At 43.5% G+C, this 16562-nt stretch carries 18 protein-coding genes; 3 read left to right on the top strand and 15 right to left on the bottom strand.

Annotated elements, in window-relative coordinates:
* Window positions 1-9 precede the first annotated feature (9 nt).
* The 9 genes from V1501_RS09045 to V1501_RS09005 form a co-directional block, all read right to left on the bottom strand.
* Complete coding sequence (locus V1501_RS09045; protein WP_409292723.1) at window positions 10-2442, bottom strand: DEAD/DEAH box helicase family protein; 2433 nt, start codon at window positions 2440-2442, stop codon at window positions 10-12.
* Complete coding sequence (locus V1501_RS09040) at window positions 2435-2761, bottom strand: phosphoribosyl-ATP pyrophosphohydrolase (RefSeq protein WP_409292721.1); 327 nt, start codon at window positions 2759-2761, stop codon at window positions 2435-2437. The genes V1501_RS09045 and V1501_RS09040 overlap by 8 nt, the downstream gene beginning before the upstream one ends.
* A 68-nt stretch (window positions 2762-2829) precedes the next feature.
* Window positions 2830-3699, bottom strand: a complete 870-nt coding sequence (locus tag V1501_RS09035) for a hypothetical protein (RefSeq protein WP_409292720.1) — start codon at window positions 3697-3699, stop codon at window positions 2830-2832.
* Window positions 3699-4184: a hypothetical protein gene (locus tag V1501_RS09030; RefSeq protein ID WP_409292718.1), complete on the bottom strand. Its 486-nt coding sequence runs from the start codon at window positions 4182-4184 to the stop codon at window positions 3699-3701. The genes V1501_RS09035 and V1501_RS09030 overlap by 1 nt, the downstream gene beginning before the upstream one ends.
* Window positions 4185-4485: 301 nt before the next feature.
* A complete protein-coding gene (locus V1501_RS09025; protein WP_409292717.1) occupies window positions 4486-4917 on the bottom strand; it encodes an SMI1/KNR4 family protein in 432 nt (143 codons plus the stop codon).
* A 125-nt stretch (window positions 4918-5042) separates the two neighbouring features.
* On the bottom strand, window positions 5043-5504 hold the full coding sequence (locus V1501_RS09020; RefSeq protein WP_409292716.1) for a hypothetical protein: 462 nt from the start codon (window positions 5502-5504) through the stop codon (window positions 5043-5045).
* Between the two features lie 53 nt (window positions 5505-5557).
* A complete protein-coding gene (locus V1501_RS09015; protein ID WP_409292715.1) occupies window positions 5558-6010 on the bottom strand; it encodes an SRPBCC family protein in 453 nt (150 codons plus the stop codon).
* 37 nt (window positions 6011-6047) lie between these two features.
* Entirely contained in the window at window positions 6048-6503 is a 456-nt protein-coding gene (locus tag V1501_RS09010) for a GNAT family N-acetyltransferase (protein WP_409292714.1), read from the bottom strand.
* Between the two features lie 17 nt (window positions 6504-6520).
* Entirely contained in the window at window positions 6521-6775 is a 255-nt protein-coding gene (locus tag V1501_RS09005) for a hypothetical protein (RefSeq protein ID WP_409292713.1), read from the bottom strand.
* A gap of 219 nt (window positions 6776-6994) precedes the next feature.
* On the opposite strand from V1501_RS09005, the gene V1501_RS09000 reads away from it, so the two are divergent.
* Together V1501_RS09000 and V1501_RS08995 are read left to right on the top strand one after the other, a co-directional pair.
* Window positions 6995-7285 (top strand): hypothetical protein, encoded by a 291-nt coding sequence (locus tag V1501_RS09000; RefSeq protein ID WP_409292711.1) that lies wholly within the window; start codon window positions 6995-6997, stop codon window positions 7283-7285.
* Window positions 7286-7387: 102 nt separating this feature from the next.
* Window positions 7388-7900 carry a potassium channel family protein gene (locus V1501_RS08995; RefSeq protein WP_409292710.1) on the top strand — a complete coding sequence of 171 codons (513 nt, stop codon included), beginning with the start codon at window positions 7388-7390 and terminating at the stop codon, window positions 7898-7900.
* A gap of 49 nt (window positions 7901-7949) precedes the next feature.
* Here V1501_RS08995 and V1501_RS08990 read toward each other — a convergent pair whose 3' ends face one another.
* Both V1501_RS08990 and V1501_RS08985 read right to left on the bottom strand, forming a co-directional pair.
* Window positions 7950-8726: a class I SAM-dependent methyltransferase gene (locus V1501_RS08990; RefSeq protein ID WP_409292709.1), complete on the bottom strand. Its 777-nt coding sequence runs from the start codon at window positions 8724-8726 to the stop codon at window positions 7950-7952.
* 152 nt (window positions 8727-8878) lie between these two features.
* A complete protein-coding gene (locus V1501_RS08985) occupies window positions 8879-9313 on the bottom strand; it encodes a hypothetical protein (protein ID WP_409292707.1) in 435 nt (144 codons plus the stop codon).
* 508 nt (window positions 9314-9821) lie between these two features.
* Between V1501_RS08985 and V1501_RS08980 the strand changes: the two genes are divergently transcribed.
* Complete coding sequence (locus V1501_RS08980) at window positions 9822-11666, top strand: M6 family metalloprotease domain-containing protein (RefSeq protein WP_409292706.1); 1845 nt, start codon at window positions 9822-9824, stop codon at window positions 11664-11666.
* 170 nt (window positions 11667-11836) lie between these two features.
* Here V1501_RS08980 and V1501_RS08975 read toward each other — a convergent pair whose 3' ends face one another.
* From V1501_RS08975 to V1501_RS08960, 4 genes are all read right to left on the bottom strand, one after another.
* Window positions 11837-12106, bottom strand: coding sequence for a hypothetical protein (locus V1501_RS08975; protein ID WP_409292705.1), 270 nt, complete (start codon window positions 12104-12106; stop codon window positions 11837-11839).
* A gap of 16 nt (window positions 12107-12122) precedes the next feature.
* Window positions 12123-12494: a DUF6973 domain-containing protein gene (locus V1501_RS08970; RefSeq protein ID WP_409292703.1), complete on the bottom strand. Its 372-nt coding sequence runs from the start codon at window positions 12492-12494 to the stop codon at window positions 12123-12125.
* Window positions 12495-13084: 590 nt separating this feature from the next.
* Complete coding sequence (locus V1501_RS08965) at window positions 13085-13405, bottom strand: hypothetical protein (protein ID WP_409292702.1); 321 nt, start codon at window positions 13403-13405, stop codon at window positions 13085-13087.
* Between the two features lie 33 nt (window positions 13406-13438).
* The gene (locus V1501_RS08960; protein WP_409292700.1) at window positions 13439-16549 is read right to left on the bottom strand and encodes an alpha-mannosidase; all 3111 of its coding nucleotides are present in this window, start codon (window positions 16547-16549) and stop codon (window positions 13439-13441) included.
* Window positions 16550-16562: the final 13 nt, after the last annotated feature.

The following is a 16562-nucleotide window of genomic DNA, read 5'->3' as shown; positions in this document are numbered from 1 at the left end:
CTCCTATTATTAGGTATCCTTAGTATCTGCCTGTCTCGCAAAATAGTAATGCAGCCTATACTCACAAATCTCCCTGGTCATCTCATGAAGGATCTCTCTGTCCCCAGGAAGAACATCAAACCTAAGACCGAATTTATTCCCCTGTAAAACGGTTAAGCTCGTTGCATTTCCACTCCATTTACTCATCGGCATTCTTGCTATTAAACTGCTAACACCCTTTTGATCATACTCCCACAATTTCATAGTGCCTTTATCAGAGAAGTCCTTCTGCTTGCGGTATTCTGCCTCTGTCAGGTAGTTATGAAAGAATGGAGCGGCTTCTTCTGGTGTAATGGGCTTGAACCAGTGTTGTGGCCCCCGAACGAGCATCGCAAGCAGCAATACCATTTTGTAGCTTTTGCTCATATTTGTTTTCTCTACATCTTTCAGCCATGTGTTATATCGGTTATACATCTCTGATTCTAAAGCGGTTAGTTCTCCAGCCCAATCTAGAAATCCATAATAAGAGTCAAATTCAGTGGCATACTGTTTTGAGTCAGACTCTCCCAATAGATGAAGCTCCACATAACTCGGACGTCTGCCAAGCTCCTGTTTTACTTTGAAGTAATCGGAATACAGCTTTTCTTTTCGCGGCTGTCTTTTCCTGTTCATTTCTTCTAATAAATTGATAACCTTCACATCAAGATCTATTTCGCATAGTTCCGGAACGATCGCCTGCAAGGTTTTGGCTTTTCTCTTTGGTTCTGTTTCGGTATTGAATAAACCCAGCTTTATATCTGCGTTCCGGTAGTTTCCTATCAGATCTACGATTATGCAGTATTCCTTACCGTCAGCAAGTCTCAGGCCGCGTCCGATTTGCTGGGTGAATACAGTGAGTGATTCTGTCGGCCTGACGAATAAAAGGGTATCAACGGATGGAATATCCACCCCTTCATTGAATAGATCCACGGTAAAGATGATATCTATTTCCCCTTGTGCAAGCTTTTGTATGGATTCCTTCCGTCCCGCAGTCACCTGCTTAGAGTGAAGGCTGACCGTTTTATATCCCCTTAGATTGAAATAACGGGATAAGAAGTCTGCCTGTCTGATAGATGAGCAGAAGCCGATAGTACGGGTCTGTTTCTTATCTTCCCAGGCTCTTAAAATTTTTTGTGCCATTTCATCCCGCAGCTGAACCTGAAGCAGCTCTTGTTCGTCATACCGGTTACCCAGCCAGGTAAGCTGGCTGTAATCTGTATCATCATAAACGCCATAGTATTTAAAAGGCGAAAGCCAGTTCCGCTGGATGGCATCCAGGAAATCGAGGCGGTAAGCGACATTTCCATCACAGATCGCGTATACATCCTTGTTGTCATTCCGGTCAGGAGTCGCTGTGATCCCCAGTAGAAACTGGGGCTGGAAGTAGTCCAGAACTCTTTTGTATGTATTTGCGGCCGCATGGTGGAATTCATCGATAACGATCAAATCAAAATGGTCCCTTGGGAATTGCTTGATATGCCGCTGCATGCCCAGTGTATAGATAGAAGCAAAAATAACATTTGCTTGTCCTTCTTTTACTGTGCCGTTATAAATTCCATAGGTTCTCTCCGGCATAATCCTTTTAAATGATTCTCTAGCCTGAAAAAGGATTTCCTCCCGATGGGCAATAAATAGTACTCGTGTGAATTTCCTTGCAAAAAAACCGGCCAGATAGGTCTTCCCCAACCCAGTTGCCATAACAACCAATGCCTTGCTGTACTCTTCCTCTAGTGTGTTTTGCAGCTGCTCGAGTGCTTCCAGCTGGGCAAAGCGGGGGTGAATTTCTCCATAAACGGCAGGAGGATCTACAATCCGGTCTGCCTGCTCCTCTTTCTCATCACTTTCCTTTTGAAGCATTAACTCAATCTCATCCAGCTCTGACCACTTCTGTTCCAGATGCTTATTTTTCTGATGAAAGGCTTCATAACTGGCCCGGTATTCCTCTAGCGTCTCCTCGTTCAATGGCACAGTTTCATCCGCATAAAAAGTCTTTAAAAATTGATCCAGCGCTGTATCGAACACTTCTCTTTCATCACTAACAGACAAGTTCCATTCCACACCATACTCCAGAGCTGACCGGGACAGGTTGGAGGAGCCAACATAGATGCTCTCCCGGTCCCCCTTATCAAATAGATAAGCCTTTGGGTGAAAAGAGCTTCCATTGCTTCTCCAGAACCGGATTTCCAGATTCTTGCCGATCTTCAGCAGCTCCTCCAATGCTTCAGGCTGTGTGATATATAAATAGTCACCCGTACAGATCTTGATCTCTGCATTTCTATCTGCAGCAGACTCTATCGCTTCTTTTATATACCTGACACCAGATTTCATCGTGAATGAAGTCATGATGCAGATAGAAGAAGATTCTTCAATTTCTCTTAAAATATGAACGCCAAGCTTCTCGGTGATTAGCTGTATGTTACTCATCTTCAACCTCGATCAGAAATATCTTCTCTTTAAAACCGCCGCGCTTGACCGTCTTCTCTTTTCTTATTTTTTCTACTTCTTCAATTGATCCGCCGTGTATGGCTGCAAGCGCATGGATAATTTCCAGCAGATCTGCAAGCTCCTCGAGAGCTTCTTCATCTGTAGGAGCTGCTATGTACTCTTCCAGCTCTTCAAAGCTTTTTTTCTTGAGTTCTTTTTTATATTCTTCATTATCAAGTACTTTTGTGGAGAACTTTGCACCTGTATTTTTGATTACCTGTGGAATTAGATCTCTGACTAGTTTTTTGTATATTGGCATGTGTGCCTCCTTCTATAATAAAAGCAATTAAAGTTGTGATAATTTTCTTTCTCTAAAGAAATTTTCAATCAAGTCATACTCTGGTAGTTGTTTTTTGACTTCTCTATGATTCTTAAACACTCTTCCCATGTAATCCAGCCAATCCTGCTGCTTAATTCCTGTAACCATTTTTTCTCATATGAATGTGGGACTCTTTTATTTATTGTACCTATATCGTTTAATAAAGCTTCTGGGTCATTCATGTATTCCTTCATTTTATAATAATACAGGCGGCTTCCAGGAGGCTTTTTATATATTTCCGGTGTGATAAGCAAGAAATAGAACTGGTTCAGATCATACTTAACATCTGCCAATCCTACTTCAATGCATCTCGCCAATTGATTGCGCGTTGTCACATAAGTAGTTTGACAGGAGATATCCGATGTAAATTTGCACTCAATAAAAACTTTTGCAGCTCCATTCAGTTTAAGTACGGCGTCAAATGTGGTCTTTCCTTCTACAGGCTTATTCCCTTTAATATCTTCCCTTATATATTTGACTGGGTTTGTTTGAGCTTTTGATTGTAACAGATCAAGAATTTCCCTTGAGGGTTTGATTGCTTTTTCTAATTTCAAGCAATGATTGACGATTGGTTCCCTCTCTTTTCCAGGGAATGCATTACCCATCAAATCCTCCCAAGCCGAAGCACCTATTTTCTGAAGTGTGGAGAGAGCAAGAAGGGTTATTAAGGTTTCATCCTTATCAGCCTGTTGAAGATACTTTCTGCTTTTACCGTCTGTATTTGATTCTGGACGGGTTCGGCTGAGCAATGCTTCCAGTCCAGCCAGCCTTTTAACACTATCTCCTGCAAAAAGCGGTTTCAGATACTCTTTATTTCTTAATAAATCCTTTAATAAATCCATATCCTTCACCTCAATAGTAAATTTTTCATCATCCATCAGACCAAAAAGTTTTCTTTCACAACCAGCCTTTTTCCAGCATTCTCACATATCCCTGCCCAGATTAATATAGCAGCAACAGGAGTGATCCGTCTGAACACGGAATCACCTATTTTCTTGTCATATAGCTTGTATGCTATGAACCCTTCTACTGAATCAATCGGGAGTTTGGAATCCCCAAGCTTACCGCTCATGGCATCCCCTTTTATTGCTTCACCGCCTTTAGCTCTTAAAAGCTCCACAGCCAGCTCAAAACAATCCCAGGGTAGAAACGGGGAAGTATGCAGGTTGGAAACATAGATGCCCTCCTCTGTCATTTCAACTTCCATGGATTTTCCGTTTCTGATTAGGGGGATAGATACTTTTTGGCCAGCTTGACTCATTCGTTCTTGAATAATGCGGGTTACATGGGACATGGCTGCATTTCTCCTTATTATCATATTAACTGCCTTTATGAAATTAGTTTTAGGTATTACGTTTATCACCGACTGTATTATTTAGTTTTTTAGTTATCTAGTGGTCAAGGCTTTTTTGGAAAACCAATCGAGTTACTAATATTCAAATTATACTATTAATATCGTATTCTTTTCTCTATTCATAACCATAATTACTAAGCTCTTTATAAAACCAACCGCTGTTAACTCCTAAGTCCAGTCAAAAAACTAAAAACACGCCCCCAAAAAAGGAGACGTGTGCCTATACCCTGCTTTAAAATGGAATTATCGTTGAATCTTCATAAATATAAGACAGCAAATTGTTTCGCTACCCGTATTTATTACATGATTTCTACTCTTCATCAATGTCCTTATCTTCTTCAGTAATTAAAATAATAAACTCCTCTAAACTAGGTGCATATTCCTCTAATTCTTCCGTTTCGTGATCCCACAGATAAAGGATATCGGCCATTTTTCCCTGTATGTTTTTAAAACACAATTTATCCCCAGACCCATCATCACCAATTACAATTAGGTTTTCAGGCATTCTTTCATCTCTTACTTCCTTATTTTGTCTAACAATATCATCCCAGGTGTTCTTTACATTTTTTTGGCTTAGAATAGGATAGAGAATCCATTCACCGATTTCAGGATTATTGACTAACTTAAAAAGCTCTTTGTACTGTTCTGGAAAAATTGCTCCCAACTTTTCCTCTGCCAGCTTTAGATCCGATTCATCAACACCAGGTTTCTTTGTTTCAATTAAGTATCTAACCTTTTGCATGAAATAAACTCCTTCAATAGAAATTTTTTAAAATTATTAAACCCTTTCCTTTCCCAATAGGAATAGACAGGGTGGCCGAATGCTGAACAAGAAAAGCCAACATACGCTGTTGACTTTTAACTACACTATTGTTTTTTATTCTTTTCTGCTAATTTCTTTTCGAAACCATCCAGGACTTTTTTTCCCTCTTCCACTGTTACTTTTTTAAATTTGTATGTTTTGTTATTGAAAGTCATTACCCATTGGTTGTTTTTTTCTACTCCCTTAAAGTCCTCTTCATAATCCCCGGTATTAAAGCTCAGTTTCCCATCTTTTTTCTCACCCATCACGGTGCCTGCAGACGTAGAGTGAACATATCTTCCCTCTTCATCTTTGGTAACTTCATAAACTGTGCTATAACCATCTAACTTTGCACCGGTGTCTTTTAATACCTGTAAATAAATCAGGATTTCATCATCGCTGTAGACATAATCCATATAATCCTCAGCTGCAGGCCGCTTTTCAGACTCGTCTCCAAAGACCATTTCTTTCTGTCCACATGCGCTTAGACTAAGTAATATTAGAAAAAATACTAGGAAATACTTCAATTCTTTACTTCCCTCTCTACATGAACTGTGGGTAAATGGAGCACTTTGATCCCTTAGTCTTTTTCGGCAATCCTCTTCAACTCTTTAGCGCGGGTCACAATAAAATGGGTCATATACTTTTTCAGAAATAAGAAATCAGCCAAATTTCCCAGGATCCCTAGAGGAGACTTATAAGCAAAAACATCCCGCATAAGTGTTCCGGAGCCGCTCTCCATAAATTCATGAGTATGCACAAAAGAATGAAAAGCCCCCTTCACCATCTCATCCGTGAATCGATACGGCTTTTCCATTTCTGTGATCTTCGCTGTTAATCGCTGTCTTACTCCCAGATGGGTGGCTGACCAGGTAACGGTATCGCCCTTTTCCACCTTTCCTGTCGTAACGCCGGCAATGGCTTTTTCATTTGTCTTGCTGGTAGTTTCCATATGGACGTCGATATCTCTCGCAAGATCAAAACAGACAGTGATGGGTGCATCGATATATATTTCATAGGTGATGACTGGCATAGTTGGTGTACCCTTTCCATGGAGTAGTCGTGAAGTTTTAGAGTTCCTTTTTCATATTTATATTCGTTATGATATACCCAAGCTTTTCGTATAACTCTCGGGCTTTCCCATTATGGCCGAATACGTGCAGGGCTATGCTTTTCAGCCCCAGTTCCTTTGCCTTGATTTCGATCTCTTCCATCGCTTTCTTTCCATACCCGCGGCCCTGATATTCTTCCCAGATGTTTATATCAAAGATAAATCCTCTGTTCTCCGACTTTTCGGCGAGCCAGATCATTCCGGCATCCTGCTCCCCGTCCCGAACGGTGAACAGATGATGATTCGCGGTCTTTTCTCCGTCTGGCAAGAGCACATCATATTCCTGCGCTGCCTTGCCGTACGCTTCTTCCTCTTTCCAGTTACCTGACTTAACATGTTCGTTTGCATACTGTTCAATGGCATATGTAAGATATTTTTGAAAGTCCTCTGCATTCATTGCTGCTAATCTAATCATGATTTCTCCCCGCTTTTCTATAAAACTCCATCTTCTAAAAATGTAATCTCGCCCTGATCTGCATCCATTGAAGCATGAATTCCGATTGGGAACACATGAAATGGGAAGGTGTGTCCGATATCCACATTGGTTAGTATCGGAAGGTCTCGATTCCCTATCACCTCAAGCAGCAGCTCATCTAAAGTGAATGGAGCGTTCAGGTCATTAAAATGCTCATGTTTTCCAACAATCAGCCCGCTGATTTTATCAAACACGCTGGAAACCTTCAGCATACTGAAAGACCTTCCCTCAACTGCTTTGGTTTGATCATAGGTAAGTCTCCCCATCAGATTGCATCGACATAATATTCTCTATTATACAACAAGCTTACGGAAGAAAATGTAAGAAAAGTAGATTTGCCAACTTCCTTGATGAATGTTTTTAACCCAATTAAAGGAAATTCCGCTTGTTTACCGAATATCTATAACATCCGAAATTTTATGAGGTGCAGAATGAAAAAGTCTTTTGAGTTGCTGATATGGATCAGCGTAATATGTACTGGCGCCGGGCTCATCCTGTTGTTTTACAGTGTATCCTTTGGGAATTCGCTGGCCTTAAGCTGGCTGGACGAACAAGGAGGATCCGACCCTCAGCAATATCAGATTGTGATGGAAAGTTATATCAATAGTTTTATTGCCTGCGGCAGTATCCTGTTTGCCTTTGGCCTAGTTCTGGGGGGACTGGGTTACTTTAGCTTTTTGACCAGCCATGAAGAGGAAAAAAAGAGTCACCTCATAAAGTAATTAGGAATTTTTTCAGGAGGCCTTGCGAAGGCTTCCTTTTTTTCTGTATGCTTCCCCGCGCATTTGCCCATCCTGGTAATAAAACTAACCGGAGCACAATCCATGAATCCAGCTAAAAAAGAATTCACTAAGAAAAACCTGGTTCTCTACCTTGTCTTAAACATCTTCCTCGCAGCCCTGCTTGTAGTGAATCCTGTTTTTCTACGGGATAAAGAAGAATGGAATTATGTTATGTTAACTTTTCTTTTATTCCTGCTAGTATACGGTATATACCTTCTTTATCGTTTTATCGCTCTGATTCCCGCAGCGAAGTTTTCCCTCGCAAGGCTCTGCTTCGGCTGCGTCCTGCTGCTGGGCATGATCATACTGGTGTATGCCAATCTTTATCTTCAGGTCTATATGAGGGACGGCCGTGCCTTCACGGGACGGAGCCTAAATGGAGATGATTTTCTCTACTTCAGCATCACGACCTTTACGACCACCGGCTATGGGGATATCACGGCCGTCGGCCCGATATCGAAGGCTTTTGCCGCCAGTGAGATGCTGCTGGGCTTTGTGAGCAATGCGATCTTCATGACCATCCTGGCGGCTAAGCTTGTGACGAGACTGAAATAATGAGTCACCCCCTGCTCCTATGGACAGGGGGATTTTGGGCGCTTACTCCCTATTTAACAGCCTTCCATATGGTCCACCTGTCTTTTTCGACAATGTCAGAAGAAGCTGAAATGCTCTTATCTATATGATTTATTAATAACTGTAATTCTTTATCGTCTAAATCGTGTAAAACACTTCTTCCTGTTCTGCTGCTAAGGTCCTTGAGCAGATGCTCTTTGATATCATATACTTTTCTGGTTTCCCATAATTTTATTTCCTGAATTTCTCTAAACCCTGCTTGCTTAAGTGTCTCGATAACATATTGGCTGCCATATCTGCGGTTGGTTTCTTTTTTTATTAATTTTGGGAAAAGTTCGAAGAAATATCCCCTTATATGGCTTTCACTCCCTTTTAGCAGGCAGTCTTCAGGCGTGCGGTCCTGAACCATATAATATCCGCTATCCTTCAATAATCTGAATGCCTCGGTAAAGCACTTCTGTAAATCATCTATATGATGAATCAATGCTCTTTCAAGCACCAAATCATAATGGCTGCCTTCTAAGCCTGTTTGCAAAGCATTTCCTTGTTTAAAAGATATGTTCTTAAACTCCCTGCAGTTTTCTCTGGCACCATCAAGTATGGTTTCGGAAAAATCGATGCCAGTAACAGAGTCTACTCCCATATTGGATAGAGCCTTAGAGTAAATTCCTCCACCACATCCAATATCCACTGCCTTCCAAATATTCTGGATGGGTACAAGTTCCTTTATTACTTCAATCCACGAATGATCTGCGTTTCGAGTTGCATATGTCCTGCGATTTTTCTCATTATGAAAATCAATGCCCACTTAACATCCCTCATTCTTTTGGAATACGTTATATGGCTGATTTTACTCCACGAATAATCATAAGAGAATTCGGAATTAATCATTGGTTATCATAAGTTTAACTTATAAATAGCGTTACTGTTCCGCTAACTCCCTTTGTTCACTACCAATTCTTATGGATGGTCTCTAGTTTGAGAGTATAAATCAAGTAAATATTCGCTATTGTTTTCTGCTCCCTCTTCATTAAGATCTTTGCCATCCACCCACTGGTAATAATGCCCTAACTCGTGGGCTATCGTGCCAAGAATTACAGCGAGAGCTTCATCTCTTCCTGCTGCCTTAAGCACTCTGTTATAATCACCAGCAGCTACCCGGATGTACGGCTCACCTTTTTTATCAAACGGTGCAAAAAATGTTCCGGACACTAATTCCTTAGTAGTCGTATTCTTTATTTGGTCATCCTTTTTAATATACACAACAACCCGAATAGGGAATTCAAACTCATTCCGCAGCCAGCTCGCAAACTCTAAGCAAGCTCTCCTTATTTCCGGCTCTAGACCCTCATCACACCTAATACGCAGTCCTCTTCTAACTTCCGTTTGACTCATTCTACTTCCTCATTCCTATATTGATTCTCTAAATCCTTATTAAACTTTATTACATGACAAGTAAATTTTTTCAACAGTGTCGATATCCCTGCACACAGATATTCGCTTAATACTGTGACCTTGCATACTGAATTTCATCTACATCTGCAGCTTCAATTAAATATTTTCACTGTTTAAATAATAAGTTGCAAGACTCACAGTTAGTAACCGCTGAATGGAGCGGATTAAAAGATTGACTCTAAGAGTTAATGCTTTCAAAACCATAAAATATTTCCCTTTACGAAAGAAATTTTCTGCTGCATTCGACAAAAACCAGGACCCCTATTGGCAAACCTTAGGTACTTTATATAACTAAAGAACTATTATTTCTCCATTCATTCGGTCTTCCTCTTGTGGGGCTGCTAATCCTTGTAAACTCCTGTCGATATCTCTTTATAACTGATTGCAAAATTTTCTGATATATTCAAATAGCAACAAACTTACTAGATAAATAGAGGGAGTGTCGAATGTGCTGAAAGTTTTATCTAAATCTGCGCTGGCGGTTGCGCTGGCTGGGAGCATCGGGTTATCCGGACTACACGGATCCGGCCCAACATCGGTTAAAGCATCTGATCTTAAAGGAATCAGTCTGGCTGATTATGTGGGTGCCTCCCCTGAAATGGCTGCAAAAGCAAAAGAGCTTGGAAAGAGTTTGACAAAAGCGGATCCGGCTGAGAAGTTTGCCGAACAGCAAGGGTCAAAATTTGAACAGGCCGGAGACAATCATGTAACTCCTAAGCCGGCTGTCGGTGATGTGCCATTACTTGTAATCCTGGCGAAATTTAAAGATGGCGATGAGCCGAAGGGTGATCCTAAAGGACAGGTGCCTGCCAAATATTTCGATGACCTCATTTTCGGGGATCAATATAATCCATATGAGCTTGATGAGTTTAAACAATTTGCAGAATTTAACGGTGTGAAAGCGCCGACTGATAATACGATGCAGAATATTTACAAGGAATCAAGCTATGGCAAAGCGAAGCTTGTGAAGAAGGATAATGCCCAGCTGGTGTGGGTGGAACTGCCAAAGGGCGCTTCCTACTACCTGGATCAGGACGGGAAGCATGCGGAGAATGGCAAGTATGTGAACGGCAATGTAAACGGTGATGCCCATATTGGTGAATATGTGACAGACGTGTTCAAAGCGGCGGACGGTGTAGTCGATTTCTCTAAATATGCTGTGAACGGCCAGGTTCAGAACGTATTCATCGTCCATGAAGGATCAGGGGCTGAATGGAGCCAGGATCCGGCCCAGATCTGGTCCCATAAGTGGAATGCTTTAAGCGCCCTGTATTATGCGAAGTATTATGAGACAGGCTTTGCTACACCGGACGTGAACCGCGATGGCGTGGTATCAGCTGCTGAAATGAGTGCATGGCGGGCACAATTTATCACAGACCATACGTTTGACGGCGTGTTAGTCAACAACTACAATGTCCAGCCGGAAATCGGCGGAAATGTGGCCGGCTATGATCTTGCCACCGACAGCTACAGCGATGCTGCCAAGACCGGTCCTTACCCTGGACAGGCCGGCGTCTTCTCCCACGAATTCGGCCATGCGCTCGGACTGCCGGATTTCTATGACACAGCCTATACCTCTGAAGGAGTCGGCAACTACTCCATGATGGCGGGCGGTTCCTGGATGCGCTACCCGGATGCCAATCAATATTCCGGCAACTCGCCAGTGAACTTTGATCCATACTCCAAAATGTTCCTTGGCTGGGCTTCCCCAATCAATGTAACACCTGCTGACGGTGTCAAAACGATTACGCTTAAGCCGGTAAACAAAGCAAGCTCTACGGATGCCTTCGTCAAGATGGAAGTGCCGGGCTCCAACGGCACCGAGTACTTCCTGTTCGAAAATGTCCAGCAGACAGGTTTTAATAAAGGCTTGATCCGCCAGGGCAAAGATGCCCACGGCCTGGTGGCCTGGCACGTGGATGAAAATGTCCTGAAGCAGTACGGCACACCGAACAATGTGGAAAACTGGATGAATAAGCGCTTCCAGTCCAACCAGTCCATCACGCTTGCAAATGGTACAGTCATCAGCCACTACGGCTTGTCCACTCTTCAGGCAGACGGCAAATATGACCTTGAGCACAACGTCAACCGCGGCGATGCAGGCGACTTCTTCAAAACCGGCAGCAGCATCACTCCGGTTTCAGGGAATGTCCACAGCGGTTCCTACTACTTCTGGAAAGGTTACAGCGCAACCCCTGGAGATTCTGGAATTCATGTAACAAACATCAAAGAAAATAGTGACGGCTCGATTACCGCCAAATTCTTCTACAAATCAAATGAGTCAACGAAATAAGATTAAGGAGAGAACCGCCGGTTTGGCTGGTTCTCTTTTTTTGCTCTCCCCCTTTCCTTCCATGAAAATACAGTTTGTTTTCTATTGAATGACTGTAGTAAGACTGGGTGGACTTTTTCCATTCCACATTAAAAAAGATAACCCACAAAAGGATTATCTTTTTTTCTTATTCAATTATTCCTATTTCTTAGATAGAGGATTACTAACAGCAAAGATATTATTATCATTAAATAAACTGGTAAAAGAGAAATGGTATAAATTGATTTTTGGCTGCCTTCAATAAATCCAGTGTCAATCCCTATTGTTAGTCCGTTGAATTGGATAGGATTTTTAACTTTGGCAGATACTCCTGTTAAAAAAATGGGATTAACCGTAATTCTATAAATCAAATATATGATACTTACTAATAATAATAATATTGAAATAAGTAACTTCTTCATAGTAGCCCCTTTAAAATTACTTAACTCTTCCTCCATCGGATGTTGGAACGAATTTTCCAGTATATTTAGTTGGCACGCCGTCAATGTATTCGGCTGGAGTACCAGTAGTATGTGTCCTAATTCTTACTTTAGGTGAGCCTGCTGAAATTGTATCAGCTATTTTTGTACCTAAAGAAGCATTACTTGAAGAGGACCATGTTGTTCCATCAATCCTTCCTCTATAATTATTCTCAATATCCATCTTTACGTCAAGGCTGGATAAAGAATCACCGTGAGAGTACCCCTCATGAGGATATCCTGCTTGATACGCAAAGTCTCTACTAATGTGATTGGTCATTAGTGCACTCCAGTAAGCATGGCGATATGCATCTCCATTCCCCTGCCACAACGTATAGTCGGCATATCGGTCTTGTGCGCTGGTTAAGCGACATTAGCCAGTTGTCTGGCTTCATTATCATTAATTGGGTTTTTTGCAAATAAAGCTATCTCTGTTCCGTGATAATCTTCTTCTACAAAGCTACTGAATCAGCAAAATAAATGTAAAGAGAGAACCGCCGTTTGGGCTGGTTCTCTTTTTTCAGCCCGTACCGGAATCTATGATTCTAAAAGGTTATATATAAACCAGAACCCCAAGCGAATACAAATATAACGTCAAAGGCACTCCCGCTATAAGAATGAACCTCCATCTTCCCTTCCCTGCACAAGCATAAATCAGTGATATCCGGTTACCATGAGGAGGATTTTCGTTACCTGCTGGCCAGCCATATTACCACAGAACTCAGATAACAAAACAAGAATAAAAAACATAACAAACAGAATGCTAGAGCTCCCCATAGGAAGACCCCCTCCACTCTTTATATAATTTCAACACAATGCCACCATAGGTGGGATCCAATAGCTTCAGAGGGTATTCCTATGGGTTCCGAGCGGTGTTACGAAGTGTATTCCGAACTGCTCAGAATGAGTTCACAATAAGTTTCAGACAGGTCCGAAAGGCTCGGAGGGTATTTCCAGGGTTTTGAGTTGTATTCCGAACAGCTCGGAGGCATTCACAATGGGCTCTGAATAGGGTTCGAATTGCTCTGAGCCTTTTAAAGGCAGCAGAAGGCCCTCAATGCAATATGCTATGAGAGCCCCCGGTTCAAGTATTATGTTTCCTGTGATACGATCCGTCACCTTCTCTGAACCACTTTCCAGCGGGCCATTCTTGCTTTGGTCTTGAGAAGCTCTCTCTGAACCATTTCCAGGAGGAGCGGTCGCGGTTTTAGTCCTGAGCCGCCTCTCTAAACCGCTTCTCATTGGCCCAATCATCTTTCCCTTTTTAAGAATCCCCTATTTCAGCTTCACCATAAAAGTCTTAATCTCATAAGGTTTAATATCAAACGCAAAGCCTTTGCTTTCCTGAACCTCAGTGATAGGTCTCTCCATCAAATCGTACTCCTGCCAGGATTCAATCTTTCTATCACTACCAAGCTCCACTTTCCCGCGGGCTCCGGCAAATTCGTGCAGACGGATGATAAGGGCATCCTTATCCTCTGCCTTTTTCACAGCATCCACGATCACGTTTGGTGCAGAAACACTGAACAGTGAAACACTCTCTGTCTGACCTTCCGCATAGGTGAGAGGATTATTGAGCTCCCAGGCCTGGCGCACGGTATTTCCTTCATACCAGCTGCCTGCATGAGGAAGGAGCGAATAGGTAAACAGATGCTCGCCCTGATCTGCTCTGATATCCGGATAGGTAGCGGATTTTATTAGAGTCAGCCGCATCACATTGTCCTTGATGTCATGGCCATATTTGCAGTCATTCAGCAGACTCACCCCGTAATCCCGCTCAGAGAGATCTGCCCACTGATGGCCGACTGTTTCAAACCGGGCATAATCCCAGCTTGTGTTCCAGTGGGTCGGCCGTTTTACGTTTCCGTACTGAATATCGTAGGTGGCTTCTGTTGCCCGGATTTCCACAGGGAATGCGACTTTGAGCAGCTGGTCTTGTTCATGCCAATCCACCTTCGTTTCAAAATCGATCCGCGGAATGTCGGAATAAAGGACCATTCTTTGGGATATAGTTGAGTTGGAATATGCCCATTTGAATTCCACCACACAGCGCACAGGTCCATTTTCGATTACCTGTATATCCTTTAGCTTCGATATTTCCTTCATTTTTTCCTGATAGTACATATCGATATCCCAGGCATCAAAGCGCATCGGCTTATCCTCGAACACCTGGAACACATTGCCCTTTGTATGCGGTGCCAGGACATTCCGCTCATTTTTCTTGTCAAAGATACAGGTCAGCTGGCCGTTGTCATTCCAAGAGATTTCATAAAAATGGGTGGAAACACTTTTTTCAGCTGTATGGAAACGAGAATCAGTTCCATTCGTACCCTGTTCATAGCGGATGGTGCTCTTGCCTAGTGACGGTACATCCGAAACCCAGACCAGCCAATCTCCGTCCGCCGTTTTCTGGGAGTCGAGTACGTCTCCACTCTCATTCTTCCAGATCAATTCACCAGGAGCAGTAGTGTCAATTTTCACAAGATCGTTACGCTTCCACGAAGAGGAATTGTAAACAGCAATTGCGTTTCCTCCATCATTCTCAGTGATGGACTGTGAAGCCGCACTCCATGCACCCGCCGCAAGCTCATATGCTTCAGCATATTCCAGCCTGCTGTCCTCATACACCTCAGTGATCGAGGATCCAGGGATGATGTCATGGAATTGGTTTCTTAATACGATTTTCCAGCTTTCCTCGAGTCCTTGAGCAGGATAACCTGCCCAGGAACCCTTCAGGACACTGTTCAACGCATTCAGCCACTCGGTTTCACGCAGCAGCAGCTCCATTTTCCGATTCATCCGTTTATTGTAGGCCTGTGAGGTATACGTTCCGCGGTGGTACTCGAGATAGAGCTCCCCATCCCAGAGATGGACATATTGATCGGTGTTTTCGACATTCTCATGCAGGCGCTGGAAGAATTCGTCCGCCCTGCCTGTCTTCACAGCCGGCAGGCCTGGCATTTTGTCCAGCCTTCGTCTCATCTCCAGCATTTCGCGGTTCACGCCTCCCCCGCCGTCGCCGTAGCCATAGGAAAGCAGGAGCTCCTGGTTCACGCCCTTATCCCGGTATGCTTCCCAGATGCCTTTGACGGAACGAGGGGTGATCTGGCCGTTATATGTATAAAACCAGCGGTCATCCTCAGGGGTGGTGATGAAATGGGTCAGAATTTCCGTGCCGTCGATGCCTCTCCATTTAAAGGTGTCATGGGGCATCCTGTTGTACTGGCTCCAGCTGATTTTCGTGGTCATGAAGGTTTTGATGCCGGACTTGACCAGAATCTGCGGCAGGGCCCAGCTGTAGCCGAATACATCCGGAAGCCACAGATATTCGCATTCCTTCCCAAAGTTCTCGCGGAAGAATTTTGTACCTAAAAGCAGCTGGCGCACGAGCGACTCCCCGGATGTCAGGTTGCAGTCGGCTTCGAGCCACATTCCGCCTTCTGTTTCCCAGCGTCCTTCCTTCACCCGTTTTTGGATCTGCTCATAAATTTCCGGATAATCCGTTTTGATATAGTCATATAATTGCGGCTGGGTCTGCAGGAACACATAGTCCGGGTACTGCTCCATCAGGCGCAGGACGGTTGAAAAGGAGCGGGCCGCTTTTTCTCTTGTATGCTTCAGCCGCCACAGCCAGGCTACATCGATATGGGTATGCCCGATGGCGGTCACGGTTACAGGGAAACTTGGAGGCATTTGCTCGATTTCTGCATTTAATAGAGACTGAGCTTCATAAAGAGAATCATAGAATCCTTCTGAGCCCGCATCTGACCAATCCACTAACAGGAAGGCGCGGTCCAGGACGGTTAGGAGCGTCTGTCTCTCCGGCTGGTTTTCCTCAAGATACTTCACGGTTTCCAAGCCTGCTTTTGCCGTGTAATACAGATCATCGGCCTTTTCATCGAGACAGGCGATAAACGCCTTCTTCAATTGATGCTCCTGAAGCGTCGGCTGCCCTCCGCCTTCAAGCCCTGACCAGAGCCTGAAGCAGAGCTCGATGCTGCTCCCGGCGAGGCTTCCATCCAAGAACACCTCCTGATGGTTCATATCCACTCCCTGATACGGTGTACCATTTATATACAACAGGGACTCGAATCCGGAGTTATTGCCTCCGCCTGTTTTCCCAAAGTCGAACACACCCACAATCTTCTGCCGGGCCCACTGCTCCGGGATGGAGACCTGGGTTTTCAGCCAGATATATTGGTCGCGGCCTTCCCAGCGGTCCAGGACATTCATTGTTCCCCATTCCCCGCCTTCAGGCGGCCGTTCGGAAATGTTACCTTCTGCATCCTCCAGGGCCTGAAAAGACTGAATCGCCTGGGCATTTCGGTAGCGGTAGGAATCCAGCTCCTGTATACGGCGTTCTAATTTATCAAGTGTCCAAAACATATCAAGCACTCCT

The sequence above is a fragment of the Paraperibacillus esterisolvens genome (assembly GCF_046237625.1).
GTDB lineage: Bacteria > Bacillota > Bacilli > Bacillales > DSM-1321 > Paraperibacillus > Paraperibacillus esterisolvens.
Note: the sequence above shows the minus strand (reverse complement) of the source record. Positions and strands in the feature narration are given on the sequence as shown.